The sequence below is a fragment of the Thermanaerothrix sp. genome (genome assembly GCF_056331585.1).
This window is the reverse complement of sequence record NZ_JBWGPQ010000006.1, coordinates 1-15185: the sequence shown is the minus strand read 5'-3', so window position 1 is coordinate 15185 and position 15185 is coordinate 1. Positions and strand designations below refer to the sequence as shown.

The 15185-nt window shown below is 52.2% G+C and carries 12 protein-coding genes; 7 read left to right on the top strand and 5 right to left on the bottom strand.

Annotated features, from left to right (window positions below):
- Positions 1-17: 17 nt before the first annotated feature.
- The 5 genes from AC01YT_RS03725 to AC01YT_RS03705 form a co-directional block, all read right to left on the bottom strand.
- Positions 18-923 carry a peptidylprolyl isomerase gene (locus AC01YT_RS03725; RefSeq protein WP_476672866.1) on the bottom strand — a complete coding sequence of 302 codons (906 nt, stop codon included), beginning with the start codon at positions 921-923 and terminating at the stop codon, positions 18-20.
- 82 nt (positions 924-1005) lie between these two features.
- Positions 1006-2637, bottom strand: a complete 1632-nt coding sequence (gene groL / locus AC01YT_RS03720; RefSeq protein ID WP_322805673.1) for a chaperonin GroEL — start codon at positions 2635-2637, stop codon at positions 1006-1008.
- Between the two features lie 22 nt (positions 2638-2659).
- A complete protein-coding gene (gene groES, locus AC01YT_RS03715; protein WP_315625984.1) occupies positions 2660-2959 on the bottom strand; it encodes a co-chaperone GroES in 300 nt (99 codons plus the stop codon).
- 155 nt (positions 2960-3114) lie between these two features.
- On the bottom strand, positions 3115-4452 hold the full coding sequence (locus AC01YT_RS03710; RefSeq protein WP_476672865.1) for a tetratricopeptide repeat protein: 1338 nt from the start codon (positions 4450-4452) through the stop codon (positions 3115-3117).
- A 16-nt stretch (positions 4453-4468) separates the two neighbouring features.
- On the bottom strand, positions 4469-5716 hold the full coding sequence (locus AC01YT_RS03705; RefSeq protein ID WP_476672864.1) for a tetratricopeptide repeat protein: 1248 nt from the start codon (positions 5714-5716) through the stop codon (positions 4469-4471).
- 123 nt (positions 5717-5839) lie between these two features.
- On the opposite strand from AC01YT_RS03705, the gene trmD reads away from it, so the two are divergent.
- The 7 genes from trmD to AC01YT_RS03670 all read left to right on the top strand — a co-directional run bounded on the left by trmD (position 5840) and on the right by AC01YT_RS03670 (position 14610).
- Positions 5840-6643, top strand: coding sequence for a tRNA (guanosine(37)-N1)-methyltransferase TrmD (trmD, locus tag AC01YT_RS03700; RefSeq protein WP_476672863.1), 804 nt, complete (start codon positions 5840-5842; stop codon positions 6641-6643).
- On the top strand, positions 6640-7917 hold the full coding sequence (locus AC01YT_RS03695) for an SLC45 family MFS transporter (RefSeq protein ID WP_476672862.1): 1278 nt from the start codon (positions 6640-6642) through the stop codon (positions 7915-7917). The genes trmD and AC01YT_RS03695 overlap by 4 nt, the downstream gene beginning before the upstream one ends.
- A 35-nt stretch (positions 7918-7952) precedes the next feature.
- Positions 7953-9116, top strand: a complete 1164-nt coding sequence (locus AC01YT_RS03690) for a uroporphyrinogen decarboxylase family protein (protein ID WP_476672861.1) — start codon at positions 7953-7955, stop codon at positions 9114-9116.
- A 155-nt stretch (positions 9117-9271) separates the two neighbouring features.
- On the top strand, positions 9272-10309 hold the full coding sequence (locus tag AC01YT_RS03685) for a BMP family lipoprotein (protein ID WP_476672860.1): 1038 nt from the start codon (positions 9272-9274) through the stop codon (positions 10307-10309).
- A 167-nt stretch (positions 10310-10476) separates the two neighbouring features.
- Positions 10477-12033 (top strand): ABC transporter ATP-binding protein, encoded by a 1557-nt coding sequence (locus tag AC01YT_RS03680; protein ID WP_476672859.1) that lies wholly within the window; start codon positions 10477-10479, stop codon positions 12031-12033.
- A gap of 21 nt (positions 12034-12054) precedes the next feature.
- Complete coding sequence (locus tag AC01YT_RS03675) at positions 12055-13335, top strand: ABC transporter permease (RefSeq protein WP_476672858.1); 1281 nt, start codon at positions 12055-12057, stop codon at positions 13333-13335.
- Between the two features lie 3 nt (positions 13336-13338).
- Positions 13339-14610 carry an ABC transporter permease gene (locus tag AC01YT_RS03670; protein ID WP_476672857.1) on the top strand — a complete coding sequence of 424 codons (1272 nt, stop codon included), beginning with the start codon at positions 13339-13341 and terminating at the stop codon, positions 14608-14610.
- Positions 14611-15185 lie beyond the last annotated feature (575 nt).

The window sequence follows — 15185 nt, the reverse complement described above, 5'->3', positions numbered from 1 at the left end:
TCCCCAATCTCTTGAAACTATGGCACCCAGATTTCAATCTCTGCCGTCTGACGCCGTTCGTCTAACCATTGCTGCAAGGTCTGATGTTGAAGGACGCGTCGAGCATCAACGCTCAACGGGCGTTGAGGATCTCGGGCAATAAGTTTAAGAATGTGAAATCCCAGGTCAGTCTGAATCACAGGGGTATATTGTCCCGGTTCAAGGGCGAAGACTGCCGCTTCCAATTCGGGTCGGGTCATATAACCGCGTGGGAACCACCCCAGATCCCCTCCAGTCACCGGATCGATTTGGAAGGCCAGAGTATCAAAATCGCCACCAGCCTGCAACTGACGATAATAAGCCTCCGCAGTAGATTGATCGCGGGTCAGGATCTGACGCACGTGAACTTGTTCGGTGGTCTGAGGCACAGCCTCTATGATCTGATCTCGTTGCCATGCCGCCGCCAGGGCACGCGCCAAGGCCTGACGATAATCCACCTCCGAATACCCATGAGCGGTCAACCATTTCTGCCAGGCCACCTCGCCCCCCAACGTAGTTTTCAGAGCCGAGATTTTAGCCTCGAGAACGGCCTCATCATCCCGGTAACCACTTGCATACGCCGCCTGTGCCAAGAGTAATTCATTTACAAACTCGTTGACCAATTTTTCGCGTTCGATCGAAGCATCGAACACCTGGCCTAACGCCTCAGCAGCCGCTCGTAAACGCTGGCGTTCAGCATCAAACTCGCGGAGGGTTATCCCCACCCCGTTGACCCGCAACGCCAGGGGTTCAGGCGTCACCGTTGGGGTTGGAACAGAAGTAAAGGTGGCCTCTGGACGTGACAACTCAACTGGCGTGGCGCTACCCTGGTTGGGGCTGTTTCGGCAACTGCTTAGGCCCAGTAATCCGAGCACAATCAATAGAGAACCCAATCTGCGCAACATCGTCCTGATTATACCCGCAAACGGTGAAATAAAATGGCCGTGGCAGCGAATGCGCCACGGCCATCGTTCCACTCCAAACGGTTTAGTATTCGGGCATCGGCGGTGTTGAGGGCTTTTCTTTCTCCGGCACATCCGTGATCAACGCTTCGGTCGTCAGGATCATGCCCGCGATGGAAGCCGCATTCTCCAACGCGCCACGGGTGACTTTGGCCGGGTCAATGACACCGCCCTTGACCATATCAATGTACTCCTCGCGCAGCACATCGTAACCGATATTCTTGTTGTTCTGCGCTTTCTGGGCCTGGCGGACGCCCTCCAGGATCACCGAGCCATCCTTGCCCGCGTTTTCCACGATCTTGCGCAGCGGCATCTCCAATGCCTTGCGGACGATGTTGACGCCCATCTGTTCATCTTCGTATTCCATCTTAACGTTGTCAAGCGCAGGGATGGCATTGATCAGGGCAACACCGCCACCCGGCACGATGCCTTCCTCAACCGCGGCACGGGTTGCCGAGAGGGCATCCTCAACGCGGTGCTTCTTCTCTTTCAACTCGGTTTCGGTCGCGGCACCCACGCGGATGATCGCTACACCACCGGCGAGTTTCGCCAAGCGTTCTTGCAGTTTCTCACGATCATAGTCGCTGGTGGTCTTCTCGATCTCAACACGGATCTGCTCAATGCGGGCTTTAATCATCTTCTCATCGCCCTTGCCGCCCACAATGGTGGTATTGTCTTTATCCGCCACCACCTTCTCGGCGCGGCCCAAATCGGCGATGGTCGCGGTCTCTAACTTGCGGCCAGTTTCTTCCGAAATCACGGTCGCACCGGTGAGGATGGCAATGTCCTGCAACATGGCCTTGCGGCGATCACCAAAACCAGGCGCCTTGACAGCCAGCACGTTGAGCATACCGCGGAGCTTGTTGAGCACCAGGGTCGCCAGTGCCTCGCCGTCCACGTCCTCGGCGATGATGACTAGATCGCGTTTGCCGATTTGAACCAGTTTCTCCAGGATTGGAACAATATCTGCCGCGGCAGAGATCTTCTTATCATGGATGAGGATGTAGGGTTCATTCACCACCGCTTCCATGTGCTCCGGATCGGTGATGAAATAGGGTGAGATGTAGCCGCGGTCAAACTGCATACCTTCAACATATTCGGTTTCGAACTCCAAGCCCTTGGACTCCTCGACCGTGATGACACCATCCTTGCCAACTTTGTCCATGACCTCAGCGATCAGTTCGCCAATGGTGCGATCCTGGGCTGAAATAGTCGCTACGTTGGCAATATCCTCTTTCGAGTTAATCGCAATGGCCTGTTTCTTAATTTCCTCCGAGACGGCTTTCGTAGCAGCCTCAATCCCACGCTTGAGTAGCATCGGATTGACACCCGCGGCGAGAGCCTTTAGACCTTCGGTAACGATTGAGTGAGCCAGTAATGTGGAGGTCGTCGTACCATCACCCGCAATATCGTTGGTCTTGGTTGCCGCTTCCTTGAGCAGTTGTACACCCATATTCTCAAAGGGATCTTCCAGTTCCAGTTCCTTCGCAACGGTTACGCCGTCATGGGTGATGGTGGGTGCACCGAATTTGCGATCTAAAGCTACGTTACGCCCTTTCGGACCCAGCGTAGTTACTACTGCGTTCGCTAGAATATCAATACCTGCTTTCAGACGACGCCGTGCATCATCCGAGAAAACCAGTTGCTTTGCTCCCATAGCACGCTCCTTTCATGTAAGATTATTTGGTTTCGATAATGGCCAGAATATCGCTTTCGCGCAGGATGAGGAGTTTCTTGCCCTCAACCTTCACTTCGGTGCCCGCATATTTGGCAAACAGCACCGTATCCCCAACATTGACATCCAACGGAATGCGCTTGCCCGATTCATCCCGATCACCCGGGCCAACGGAAAGTACTTTGCCTTTCTGCGGTTTCTCTTTTGCCGTTTCGGGCAGTACAATACCTCCAGCAGTTACTTCTTCTTCTTCGATCGGTTCAACAACGACACGGCTACCAAGCGGCTTGAGATTGACACTCATAGATACCTCCCGTTCGAGAATTGGGTTGATTGATCCGACATTTTAGCACTCATGGCTCGAGAGTGCTAAACCGCCCTGTATCATACTCATCTTCAGAGCAGAAGTCAAGAGGTTTTAAGCGATTCTTATAAAACTCTGATACTCAATGGCGCCCTCTAAGGACGGGTGTAACCAAATGACCCACAAATGCGTTCACTCGGCTCAACAATGCCCATGACCACCGCGTCCTGCGCATAAGCCTGCCGCACCTCGGCCAACACTTGCATGGCCTCTGCACAGTAATTATTCGAAGGGCGATGCATTCCCGCCAGCGCTGCCCCATAAGTGTAGTAGTACACCACGGTGCTATCGCTAAGTGGCAACCTCTGAATTGCCACAGGACGGTCAGTCTCAGGGTTACAGCGCCGCACCTCACACGATTCTTCCGCCGAGCATCCGCGCACCGCGCACTTCAGCGCTGGAATCGCGCTTTCGTAATTACGTGACTTGAAATAGACCATCCCCAACTGGCCATATACATCCGGATTGTCCGGGATCATCTCCAACGCCGCCCGCACATTCAGCGCCGCTGCAAAGAATTCCCCTTTTTGAGAATAGGTTTTCGCGATTGAGAGATAAGGAATAGGATCCTTAACTCCAAGGCGCTGGTTAATTTCCACGGCTTTCGCAAAGTATTCAAGCGCCTCGTCGTAGCGTTTCAGCTGACGCAAATTTGCCCCAATGGCGATATATAACGGAGTAAAGTTAGGGGTTATCTTTATGGCTTGGAGATACTCCTGGATTGCCCCTTCGTAATTGCTCAAAGATTCCTGTACGTATCCACTCACCCGATGCACATCCATGAGAGATGGATCACGTTGCAACGCAATCTGGATGTACTCTTCAGCCTGCCCCCACTTTTGCTGATCCACCAACACCTCAGCGTAATAGGCTAACGCCAGCGCATTTTGGCTATCCAATTGCAGCGCGCGTAGAGCAGCCTGCTCGGCCTCCACTAGTAGACGCGGCGCTTCCTCACCTGCTAGCACCGGGTTGGCATTCCAGTCCAGCACAAACGCACGGATCGCATGAACCAAAGTATCATCCGGATTCAGTTCTGCCGCCTTGTTGATGTTTTGTAAGGCTTCTTGAAGTCGCGTTTTGCGTTCGGCGTCAGTAGTTAACAGGCTGGATGAATAGGTTTGGATGCGGGCCAGTTCAGCATACAAACGCGCATTTTGAGGATCAATTTGGGCCGCCTTTTGATAGGCTTCAATAGCCGCACCTAAGTTACCGGCTAAAAACTGCGTTTCGGCCTCCAAAGCGTAAGAATTAGCCGCACGCGTGGGAGTGGGTGTAGGCATAAATAAGGGCTGAATCGCACGTGCATCATAAGCACGCAAGAGCAACATTCCTCCTAGTATCAGGAAAGCCAAAACCACTACCCGGTAGGGGTTATCTTGGAGACGCCGCCGTCGAAATAGCGGCTTTTTTTCTTCTATTTTGAGCACCATAATTCTTATTTCACCTTCACCGGGTGGCAGAGGGCGTAGGTGCAGCCGCTCCACTCACCTGACCGCCACAAATATTAATTATTTCTTGCGCGTTGCTCACAGCAACATCTTCGTTGCTCACACCTTGTAGTAAGGCACGAGCAATCTGCACGGCTTCCTCACATTCACCCGTACGGGCTAAAGCCAACCCGTAGGTGTAATAATATTCCGAAATAGGATAATAATCCAAAGCCAGCCCCTGAACAGCCTCTCCATCCTCGCTGGTGCCCCCGCGCACGGCAATGCGTAAATATTGAATTGCACGCACGTAATCCCGGGTGCGGTAGTAGATCACCCCCAGGTTGCCATAGAGATAGGGATCGGTAGGGGCATGGCTCAGCGCCTGTTCGGCATACTGTAGTGCTCGCGTGAGTTCACCAGTTGCCAAATAGGTTTTCGAAAGGTACATATAAGGCAAGGGGTCAGTAGGCATCAACGGAATAGCATTTCCAAAGGCTTGAATGGCTTTGGGATAATCGGGTATAGCGCGATAGTTTCGCCCCAGCGCAAGATACAAATCTGCAATGTACTTGTTTTGGGCAATCGCTGCCTCAAATTCACGCGCCGCATCGGCATAATTGGCAGTCAACTCCAGCACCAATCCTCGTGCCCGATGCGTTTCGAGTAAATCTGGCCCCAAACTTTGTGCCTTGCGCGAAAGGTCTATGGCGCGGTTCAAGGTCACTAAATCTCCCTCACCGCTTTGCACCTTTAGCCCTAACACCTCTGCCAAGTAAGCGTAGGGAACAGGGTTATTCGGATCAAGTTCAATCGCCTGATTGAGTGCTGCCTCGGCTTGAAGATAATCACCCATTAGCCCCAAAGCATAACCGCGCAAAGCCAACGCCTGAGCATTATTGGGATTCTGCAATAAGGCATTTCCTGCTGTTTCGAGGGCTTGCTGGTAGTTTTTCGTGTAAATATACAGGCGGGCTAGCGCCAAATAGTAGGCGGGATTACGCGGGTCTACGAAAAGCGCTTCACGATAGAGTTGAATTGCAGGCAAAAACTTGCCCTGGTTAACCAGTTGTTCAGCCTCTTGGGCATAGGATTCAGGAGCACGGGTCGGGGTTGGAGTGGGTACGAAAAGCGGTGGAGTTTGGGGAACCACAAACTGATTAAAGTACAGCGCTGCGCCCACCAAAATCATCAAAACCACGACTCGCACCGGATTAGAACGACGTCGCCGCCGATTTAGATTAAAACGACTTCCTCGCAAATACATGTTTTCATCTTACCTTGCCCTAAAATTAACGTCAAGGATTGAACAGTGAACGGGCAATAAGCATTGATCTTCAACTCACGCCTAGGCTTGCCCATTCTATGGGGCTAGATATAAAATCAGGTTATGCGGTTTGATGTTTTCACCCTCTTTCCTACTCTCATTCAACCTTATCTCGAGGAAAGTATTCTCAAACGGGCCATTCAACGTGGCTTAATCGAAGTTCATATCCACAACATCCGTGATTACACCACGGATAAGCACCGCACTGCCGATGATACCCCCTTTGGGGGCGGGGGTGGTATGGTGATGAAGCCCGAGCCCATTTTTCGCGCCGTAGAGACCGTTTTGGGGATTCCACCATCCTGCCCATTAATCTTGCTATCTCCTCAGGGGCGCACATACAACCAGGATATCGCGCGAGAATTAGCAAGTCTACCTCAAATTGCTCTCCTTTGTGGTCATTACGAAGGGATAGATGAGCGAGTTCGTGAGCACCTGGTGACGGATGAAATTTCAATCGGAGACTATGTGCTAACTGGTGGGGAGTTGCCTGCACTGGTCATTATTGATAGCGTCAGCCGTTTGATCCCCGGCGTGCTTGGTGACCCCAATGGCGCCATTGACGACTCATTTGCCAGTGGTTTGCTAGAATACCCTCAGTACACCCGCCCGGCCGAGTTCCGCGGCTGGCGAGTACCGGAAATCCTTCTCTCCGGAAACCATGCCGCAATTGCCCGCTGGCGGCGAGAGCAAGCCCTTTTGCGTACCTGGCAACGTCGCCCCGATTTACTTCAAAAAGCCTCTCTCAGTGACGCTGACCGCCAATTTCTTGAGCGGTTAGAGCAACAAGCAGGTTCGTCATTTCTCACATCTGACCAACCCGATTCCACATACCCCTCACCCGGAAAGGAAACCCAAAATCCATGAAACCGCGCTTCTCTTTCGGCAAAATCTTTTTGCTCGGCTTTGGTTTCTTCGGCGTCAGTGTCATTTGGAGCGTTTACAACGCTTACGTCCCCATCTTTCTACACAATCGTTTTCATATCCCTCCTGGTATTATCGGATTTTTTATGACGCTGGATAACCTAACCGCGCTTTTCATTCAGCCCCCGGTCGGCGCCTGGTCGGATCGCTTACGCACGCCGATTGGTCGGCGTTTGCCCTTCATCCTGGCCGGAGCCCCAATCTCAGCCTTAGCCTTCGGTTTAATCCCCTTACAAACTTTTCTCCCCTTCTTTATGGCTTGCACCATCACCCTTATCCTCAGCATGGCCTTTTGGCGAACTCCGGTGGTTGCCCTCATGCCAGATATCACCCCTTCCCGGTATCGCTCCCAGGCTAATGGGATCATCAATTTTATGGGTGGCGTAGGCGCAATTATCGCCTTTCTAGTCGGCGCAACCCTTTATGAGATGAATCCTAACTACCCCTTCTGGCTAGGGTCTGCACTGGTGATCCTGGCTACGCTCATGGTCTTTGCTTTCATTCGCGAACCCCAAGAGTATGAGGTCACCGACCAAACCCAACCCAGCCTGTGGCATGGCCTACGTCAAGTGATTGCAGCGGAAGAAAAGAGCGCCTTGCGCATCTTGTTGGCAATCTTCTTCTGGTTTGTGGCCTATAATGCCATCGAAGCTTTCTTCACCCTTTACGCCGTCAACCACTTGGGCATCTCAGAAGCGGATGGCGCGCGTCTCTTGGGACAACTCTCCCTCTTGTTTGTCCTTTTTGCCCTTCCGGCGGGTTTCTTGGGTAGTCGCTTAGGACGCCGCAATACGATTATCAGCGGGATTATCCTGTTAACCACAGTCATGTTGGTGCTTTTCTTCACCCCGGTTGCGGTGCTAAACACCTCTCTTTTCCGCTTACCTGTGGTCGGCAATGTACCCGTCGCCGGGTTGTCGCTTATGGTTGCGGGAATCGCTTGGGCGCTCATCAATATCAACTCGTTGCCCATGGTGGTGGACATGACCGACGACCTACATATTGGCACCTACACCGGTCTTTACTACTTGTTTTCCACCCTTGCCGCCATTGTCGGCCCCAACCTCAATGGCTGGATCATTCAATTAAGCGGCGAGAATTACGCCCTGATCATGATTGTGGCTCCTATCTTCATGCTGATGGCGTTGCTGATGATGCTGGGTGTGCGCCGCGGTGAAGCTAAAGCCCACCGCCCTCAACCGGTTCCAGCCGACTGACCTGCGGTGTATCCCATTGGGGAGGATCTGTTTTCATGCCCCTGACCCCACGTGAGCGGGTGCTAACCGTTTTAGCCCACGAGACACCGGATCGAGTACCGATTTTTATCGGAGCTGATCTCACCACCGGCATTTTATTCCAAGCCTATCTCAACCTCAAAACATATCTGGGATTAGCGCCCACCATCAATGCCTATCTTTACGATTGGCCCGAACTGGGTGCACCACGAATTGAAGAGGTGGTGCTCGAACGCCTACACAGCGATGTCAGAGGTATTCAAGATCGTTTCCCAGCCTCTACATATCAGCGCAATCGTGCCCGTCCCCCGGGCAGCCCCTACTGGGATGATTGGGGAGTAGGACAAACCGAAATTGCACCGGACTTTTACTACCCCAGCATTCATCCCCTCGCCCAAGCCCAGACCCCGGAAGATATCCTGTCTTATCCTTACTGGCCGGACATGGATGATCCTTCGCGTTACGCCCATCTCTCTGAAGAGGCTGCCCAACTTGCACAAGACAATTACTACGCCATTGTTGCCGCCCCCTGGCTCATTGCCCCTCTGGAACGCGCGTGCCAACTACAAGGAATGGAAACTTTTTTGGTCAATCTGATCGAACACCCGGATTTGGCCCAAGCCCTGCTTGAAAAGATCAAGTTGTTATGCTTGACTCATCTGGGACATTTCCTCGCGGCGTTGGGAAAAAACGTTGACATCCTTATCCTCGGTGACGATCTCGGTGCTCAAAATGGCCCTTTGATCTCCCCACGCCTATATCGCCGCATCCTTAAGCCCATTCACGCCGAGATCATTGCCTTTGCCAAAGCTCATAGCCCGGCAAAGATTTTCTTTCATTCCGACGGCGACGTCAGTGCCTTCTTGGATGATTTCGTTGAGATCGGCGTGGACATCCTCAATCCGATTCAAACCAGCGCAGGGCAAATGGGAAATCTGGGCGACCTTAAGCGCCGTTATGGAAAACATCTCACCTTCTGTGGTGGCATTGATACCCAAACCGTGCTTTCCACAGGGCGACCCGATGAGGTATGGCAGGAAGTGAAGCGCGTTATCGAGATTCTGGGGGAAGGTGGTGGTTATCTCCTCGCCGCTGTCCATTCCATCACCAACGAGGTGCCGCCACAGAATATTCTGGCTATGGTGAATGCTGCACTGGAATTTGGATGTTACCACCATTGACGATACCCTTTGATAAGACCTAATCCATGACATCAGTCACTTGCGACCTTTTATAATCAAGCATATACTAAAAACAGCCCTTGGGGAGGGAAAGAGCATTTACTTGTCTCCCCATAATACAAAATCCCATAATTTGGTAAGGAGGAGAAATCCACATGCAAAAGAAGATATATCTCATTTTTTCCGCACTGATCGTGCTCGCGCTGGTCTTGGCAGCCTGCCAACCTGCCGCCACCCCCACTCCCGCAGCGAAGAAGGTGAAAGTCTGCCAGGTCACCGATGTGGGTGGAATTGACGATAAATCCTTCAACGCAACCGCATGGAAGGGTGTTGAAGACGCCGTTGCTAAACTGGGCGTTGAGGGCAAATACCTCGAATCCCAGCAACAAACCGACTACGAGAAAAATATCAATGCGTTCCTTGAAGAGAAGTGCGATCTCATTATCACGGTAGGTTTCTTGCTCGGCGATGCCACGAAAGCCGCCGCAGAAAAGAACCCGGATCAGAAATTCGCCATCGTAGACTTCTCTTACGATCCCCCGCTGAACAATGTCCTGGGCTTGACCTTCGCCACCGACCAGGCAGCCTTCCTTGCTGGCTATGCCGCCGCGGGCGTGACCAAGACTGGCAAGGTGGGAACCTTTGGCGGCATCCAGATCCCACCGGTTACCGTTTTCATGGATGGCTTCGCGCTGGGCGTACGCTACTACAACGAGAAGCACGGCACCAAGGTGGAAGTACTGGGTTGGGACCCCGAGAAACAAACTGGTCTTTTCACCGGCAACTTTGAAAGCACTGATGATGGTCGCCAAATGGGCTTGACCCTGATGGATGAAGGCGCCGACATCATCCTGCCCGTTGCCGGCCCGGTTGGTCTTGGTACGGCTGCCGCTGTTCAGGAACGAGGTAACGCCTGGATCATCGGCGTGGACACCGACTGGACGGTAAGTGCTTCCCAATACACCCCCATTATCCTCACCTCGATCATGAAGCGCATGGACAACGCTGTGTTCGCCGCTGTTGAGCAGGTGTTGAATGGTACCTTCAAGGGTGGGGTCTATGTCGGCACGCTAGAGAACGAAGGCGTTGGAATTGCTAACTTCCCTGCAGGTGTGGTTTCCGACCAATTGAAAGCCGAATTGGATCAGGTCAAGGCCGACATCATCGCCGGCAAAATCAAGACCACGCCGTAATCCAAGCAAGGCGCTTGCGAGAGGGGCTGAGGATCCTCAGCCCCTCTTCATTTCTCCTCAGAGCCAAAATGTTGTTATATCAAAATAGACAAGTTTCATGTATCTTCAGAAAAAAATCCTCTGACAATATGGTAAAATGGTAACAATCTTTCTGGCTTGGAGTTCCAATGACCCCGATTCTCGAATTGCGTGGGATCACCAAGCGTTTCCCCGGTGTTCTAGCCAACGATCATATTCATTTGACTCTTGAAAAAGGTCAAATTCACGCGCTGTTGGGGGAAAATGGCGCGGGCAAAACAACGTTGATGAACATCCTCTATGGTCTCTACCAACCAGATGAGGGTGAGATTTTCATCAAAGGACAAAAGGCAATCATCCATTCCCCTGCAGACGCCATTGCTCAAGGGATCGGCATGGTGCATCAGCACTTCATGTTGATCCCCGTATTCACCGTTACTGAAAATGTCATGTTGGGAGAAGAATCCACCCGCTTCGACGGTTTCTTGGATCGTGAAGCGGCTGCAGCTCGGGTGCGTGCTATATCCGAGCAATACGGGTTCGCCGTTGACCCGTACGCATACGTCAAAGATCTGCCTGTTGGTGTTCAACAGCGGGTTGAAATCATCAAATTGCTTTACCGCAAGGCGGACATTCTCATTTTAGACGAACCAACCGCAGTGCTCACCCCTCAAGAGGTTGATGAATTATTCGTCATTATGCGCTCGTTGGTTGACCAGGGTAAATCCATCATCTTCATTTCACATAAATTACGCGAGGTGCTGGAAATTGCCGACCTGATCACCGTGATACGCCGCGGGCGGGTGGTAGGCAGCGTGCGTCCCGAAGAAGCTGATCAATATCGCCTCGCCTCAATGATGGTTGGGCGTGACGTGAAACTAGAACTGGAGCGTCCACCCAGCGAACCCGGCGAACCCGTCCTTGAGGTAGAGAACCTTCTGGTCGCCGATGAACTCGGCCAATTAGCAGTAGATCACGTCTCTTTCAACGTTCGAGGCGGAGAAATTCTCGGCATTGCCGGGGTGCAAGGTAACGGACAAACCGAACTCATCGAAGCCATCACGGGGCATCGGCACATCCTGGAGGGAAAAGTGCGCCTCTTGGGACAGGATGTCACCAATGCCCCCCCACGGGTCATCACCGAACTTGGGACTGGATATATCCCCGAGGATCGGCAACGTGATGGTCTGGTGTTGCCTTTTCCGGTTATGGACAATCTTATTTTACGCACCTACTATAAGCCCCCCTTTGCGCGGGGTCGGCGCATGGAATGGGAAGCCGTGCGCCAGCATGCTGAAGCCCTGGTCAAACAATATGACATCCGCACGCCCAATGTGCTCACCTTGTGTAGTGCGCTTTCGGGGGGAAACCAGCAAAAGGTTATTGTTGCTCGTGAACTTTCGCGCCCTATCCGCCTATTGGTAGCTGCCCAACCTACCCGTGGCCTCGATGTGGGTTCCATTGAATACATTCACCAACAGATTTTACAAAAACGCAGCCAAGGGGTAGCAGTACTTCTTGCCTCCACGGAGTTGGATGAAATCCTTCAACTCTCAGATCGGGTAGCGGTCATGTACCGAGGGCAAATTGTGGCCATCGTCCCTGCCGCCGAAGCCAGTAAAGATTACATTGGTTTACTTATGGCCGGCGTGCCACCCGAGGAAGCCCGCCAGCGGATCGGGCGTAAACCGGTAGAAATTGGCTAATCCATTCAGGGAGGGAGTCCGTTGAATCCTGAGGAAACATCCCAGAAGCCGGATCTTGGAAAACTTATCCTCAACGAATTAAACCACACCCCGCCACAACCGCCCGAAAAACATAAACGCGGCATTCCTCAAAGCGTTCTTATTCCTTTGCTAGCGGTCGTAACTGGCCTAATTTTTGGAGCAATCTTTATCATCTTGACCAGCCAAGAAGTATACGTTGGATTCGGACAATCCTTCGGGTCTGGCTTGGCTGCAATGTGGGATGTGGTCGCCCGTTCCTATGCCGCTCTCTTTACAGGGGCCTTGGGGGATCCTGTGCGCATGATCAACGCACTCCAATCAGGCAATGCGTTGGAGATTCGCCGCGCCTTTAATCCCTTTCTGGAAAGCCTGGTCACTTCCACACCCTACATTTTCGCCGGCTTGGCAGTAGCACTGGGGTTCCGCGCTGGTGTCTTCAATATCGGCGCCGAAGGTCAGTTATTTATCGGGGCTATTACCTCGACCTATATCGGTTACAAACTGGTGGGATTACCTATGATCATTCATTTGCCCCTGGCGTTACTGGCCGGTGCTCTGGGAGGCGCCCTGTGGGGATTCATTCCCGGGTGGTTAAAGGCCAAAACCGGGGGACATGAAGTCATCAACACCATCATGATGAACTATATTGCCTTTCGTCTAAGCGAATGGTTACTGACCGGCCCCATGAAACGTCCGGGTTCTTACAATCCCGTCAGCCCTGAAATCCAACCTTCAGCTTGGTTGCCACGCTTCTTTGACGACCCCATCCGTTTTCACCTGGGATTTTTCCTGGCGCTGGGCCTCGCCTATGTTATCTACTGGTTCCTCTTCAAAACCACATGGGGGTTTGAATTACGCACGGTAGGGAGCAACCCCTTTGGCGCCAAATATGCTGGCATGGACGTCACCAGGAATACTATTTTAGCCATGACCCTTTCAGGTGCGCTGGCCGGTCTGGCTGGTGCTAATGAGGTTTTGGGCGTCAACCATTTTTTGGCCATGGCCTTCTCTTCTGGTTATGGCTTTGACAGCATTGCCCTGGCGCTCCTGGGCAATAATCATCCGGTCGGTGTTGTTCTAGCCTCGTTGCTCTTTGGTACACTGCGCAACGGTGCCACTCGCATGCAACTTTCCGCCGACATTCCCATTGATATTATCTCGGTCTTACAAGCGGTTATCTTGGCATTTATCGCGGCACCGGCAATTATTCGCTCACTTTACCGCCTGCGCAAACCGGCCGAAGGCGAAGGTTTAATCACCATCAAGGGGTGGGGAGGTTAAGCCATGGCAACCACAAGCAGCGCTTTTCATCGCAAAATCGAGATTGTATCCCCCGCCCGCCAGCGGGTGATGGGCGTGTTATTCATTCTGCTCGGCCTGGCATTGGTCTTCTTCTTCACCCCAGGTTTGACGCAGGAGCAGACCACGACCTTTGGTTTATCGCTGGCCACCTCTCAGGTGCAACTTCCACCTTGGCAGGTGCATACCCTTTCCACCCTCTATGGGTTAGCCGTGGTCAGCGCTATCTTGGGGGGGATTCAACTTGCCCGTGGATTCGGGCGTTATACTAACTGGATGTTAGGTCTGGTCGCTGGGCTTTTTGTCTTTGGTTTTTTGGTTTGGGCTGCTGCCGGCAAATCTCTTAATCTAGTTGGCATGCTCAACACCACTCTCAGCCGTTCCGTCCCTATCACCTTAGGTGCTCTCTCTGGAATTCTGTGTGAGCGCGCCGGTGTGGTCAACATTGCCATCGAAGGTATGATGCTGACCGGTGCCATGGTAAGTGCTTTGGTGGGAAGCCTCACCCAAAATGCCTGGATAGGATTATTGGCTGCTATTATCGCCGGTGCATTGCTCGCCCTCGTCCATGCCGTGCTCTCCATCAAGTACAAGACCAATCAAATCGTGTCCGGGACAGTAATTAACATCTTCGCGACCGGGGTAACATCTTATATATCTGCTAAGTTCCTCCAAGTTAATCAGGCCTTGAACAATCCACCTACGTTTGGCGGCACCCCCATTCCTCTACTTAGCGAAATTCCCATCCTGGGGCCGGTGCTTTTCAGCAACAGCATTTTCGTCTACGTCATGTTCATCCTGCTGGTTATTTTAAACATTGCCCTCTTCCAAACGCGATGGGGACTGCGTCTGCGCGCCGTGGGAGAACATCCCAAAGCCGCCGACACCCTGGGTATTGATGTCTTCAAGACACGCTACATGGCGGTGGTACTAGGGGGAATGGTGGCCGGTTTTGCTGGGGGGTACTTCACCTTGGGTTCTGCCGGTCGCTTCGATGAAGTTATGACTGCCGGACGTGGTTTCATTGGCTTGGCTGCAATGATCTTCGGGAATTGGAATCCATTCGGCGCCTTTGGGGCCGGGTTGCTCTTTGGGTTTGCAGATGCGTTGGCTTCACGCTTAGCCATTCTGGGGATTGCGATTCCTTCCCAATTCCTGCTCATGGCCCCCTACATTGCCACGATGATCGTCCTGGCAGGCGTGATCGGGCGTGCCCGCCCACCTGCAGCCGATGGCATTCCTTATGAGAAAGAATAGCGGCCTATTTTGCTAAAACACCGCATATAGCGGTTACAGTAAAAAAATACTTTTGCAGTCAAGCACAATATCAAAATAATTAGCGCTTACGGAGCTGTTGTCGTTCCGTCCCACCGTAGATCCGGTTCTGTTTTGGTGAATCGGATCTAATAATTGCTTCCTTTTGTGATTAGCCTCTAGTTATCTTTCGAGTAACCGTCCACCTTTTTCAAACCCAATACCTGCTCGCAGGTGTCCCCTTCCCATAAACGTTACATGACCCTGCTCCCCAACCGACTACGACAATTTCATCCAAGGCAACCCACAGGTTCTGAGGCATTACCCCCTAACCGAGACATTGACCAAACAGAAGCAACGCTTAGGAATGATCTTTGATCAAAAAGGTGTTACCAGATACACTTACTGCTTCCAAACAAGCATAAGCACCTTATTCAGAATATAAAGCGCTCCCAAAGCGAAAGCCAAGTTCACCTTATCCACGCCGAATAAGGCCACCATTGCTAGCGATAGTCTCCCTAATAAGTGTTTTTAGCACTTGGTAAAGGAACGGTAAACAATAGTTCTTTAACACTCCA

Coding starts and splice junctions, on each gene's coding strand:
- AC01YT_RS03725 (WP_476672866.1), bottom strand. CDS start 923: ATGTTGCGCAGATTGGGTTCTCTATTGATTGTGCTCGGATTACTGGGC.
- groL (WP_322805673.1), bottom strand. CDS start 2,637: ATGGGAGCAAAGCAACTGGTTTTCTCGGATGATGCACGGCGTCGTCTG.
- groES (WP_315625984.1), bottom strand. CDS start 2,959: ATGAGTGTCAATCTCAAGCCGCTTGGTAGCCGTGTCGTTGTTGAACCG.
- AC01YT_RS03710 (WP_476672865.1), bottom strand. CDS start 4,452: ATGGTGCTCAAAATAGAAGAAAAAAAGCCGCTATTTCGACGGCGGCGT.
- AC01YT_RS03705 (WP_476672864.1), bottom strand. CDS start 5,716: ATGTATTTGCGAGGAAGTCGTTTTAATCTAAATCGGCGGCGACGTCGT.
- trmD (WP_476672863.1), top strand. CDS start 5,840: ATGCGGTTTGATGTTTTCACCCTCTTTCCTACTCTCATTCAACCTTAT.
- AC01YT_RS03695 (WP_476672862.1), top strand. CDS start 6,640: ATGAAACCGCGCTTCTCTTTCGGCAAAATCTTTTTGCTCGGCTTTGGT.
- AC01YT_RS03690 (WP_476672861.1), top strand. CDS start 7,953: ATGCCCCTGACCCCACGTGAGCGGGTGCTAACCGTTTTAGCCCACGAG.
- AC01YT_RS03685 (WP_476672860.1), top strand. CDS start 9,272: ATGCAAAAGAAGATATATCTCATTTTTTCCGCACTGATCGTGCTCGCG.
- AC01YT_RS03680 (WP_476672859.1), top strand. CDS start 10,477: ATGACCCCGATTCTCGAATTGCGTGGGATCACCAAGCGTTTCCCCGGT.
- AC01YT_RS03670 (WP_476672857.1), top strand. CDS start 13,339: ATGGCAACCACAAGCAGCGCTTTTCATCGCAAAATCGAGATTGTATCC.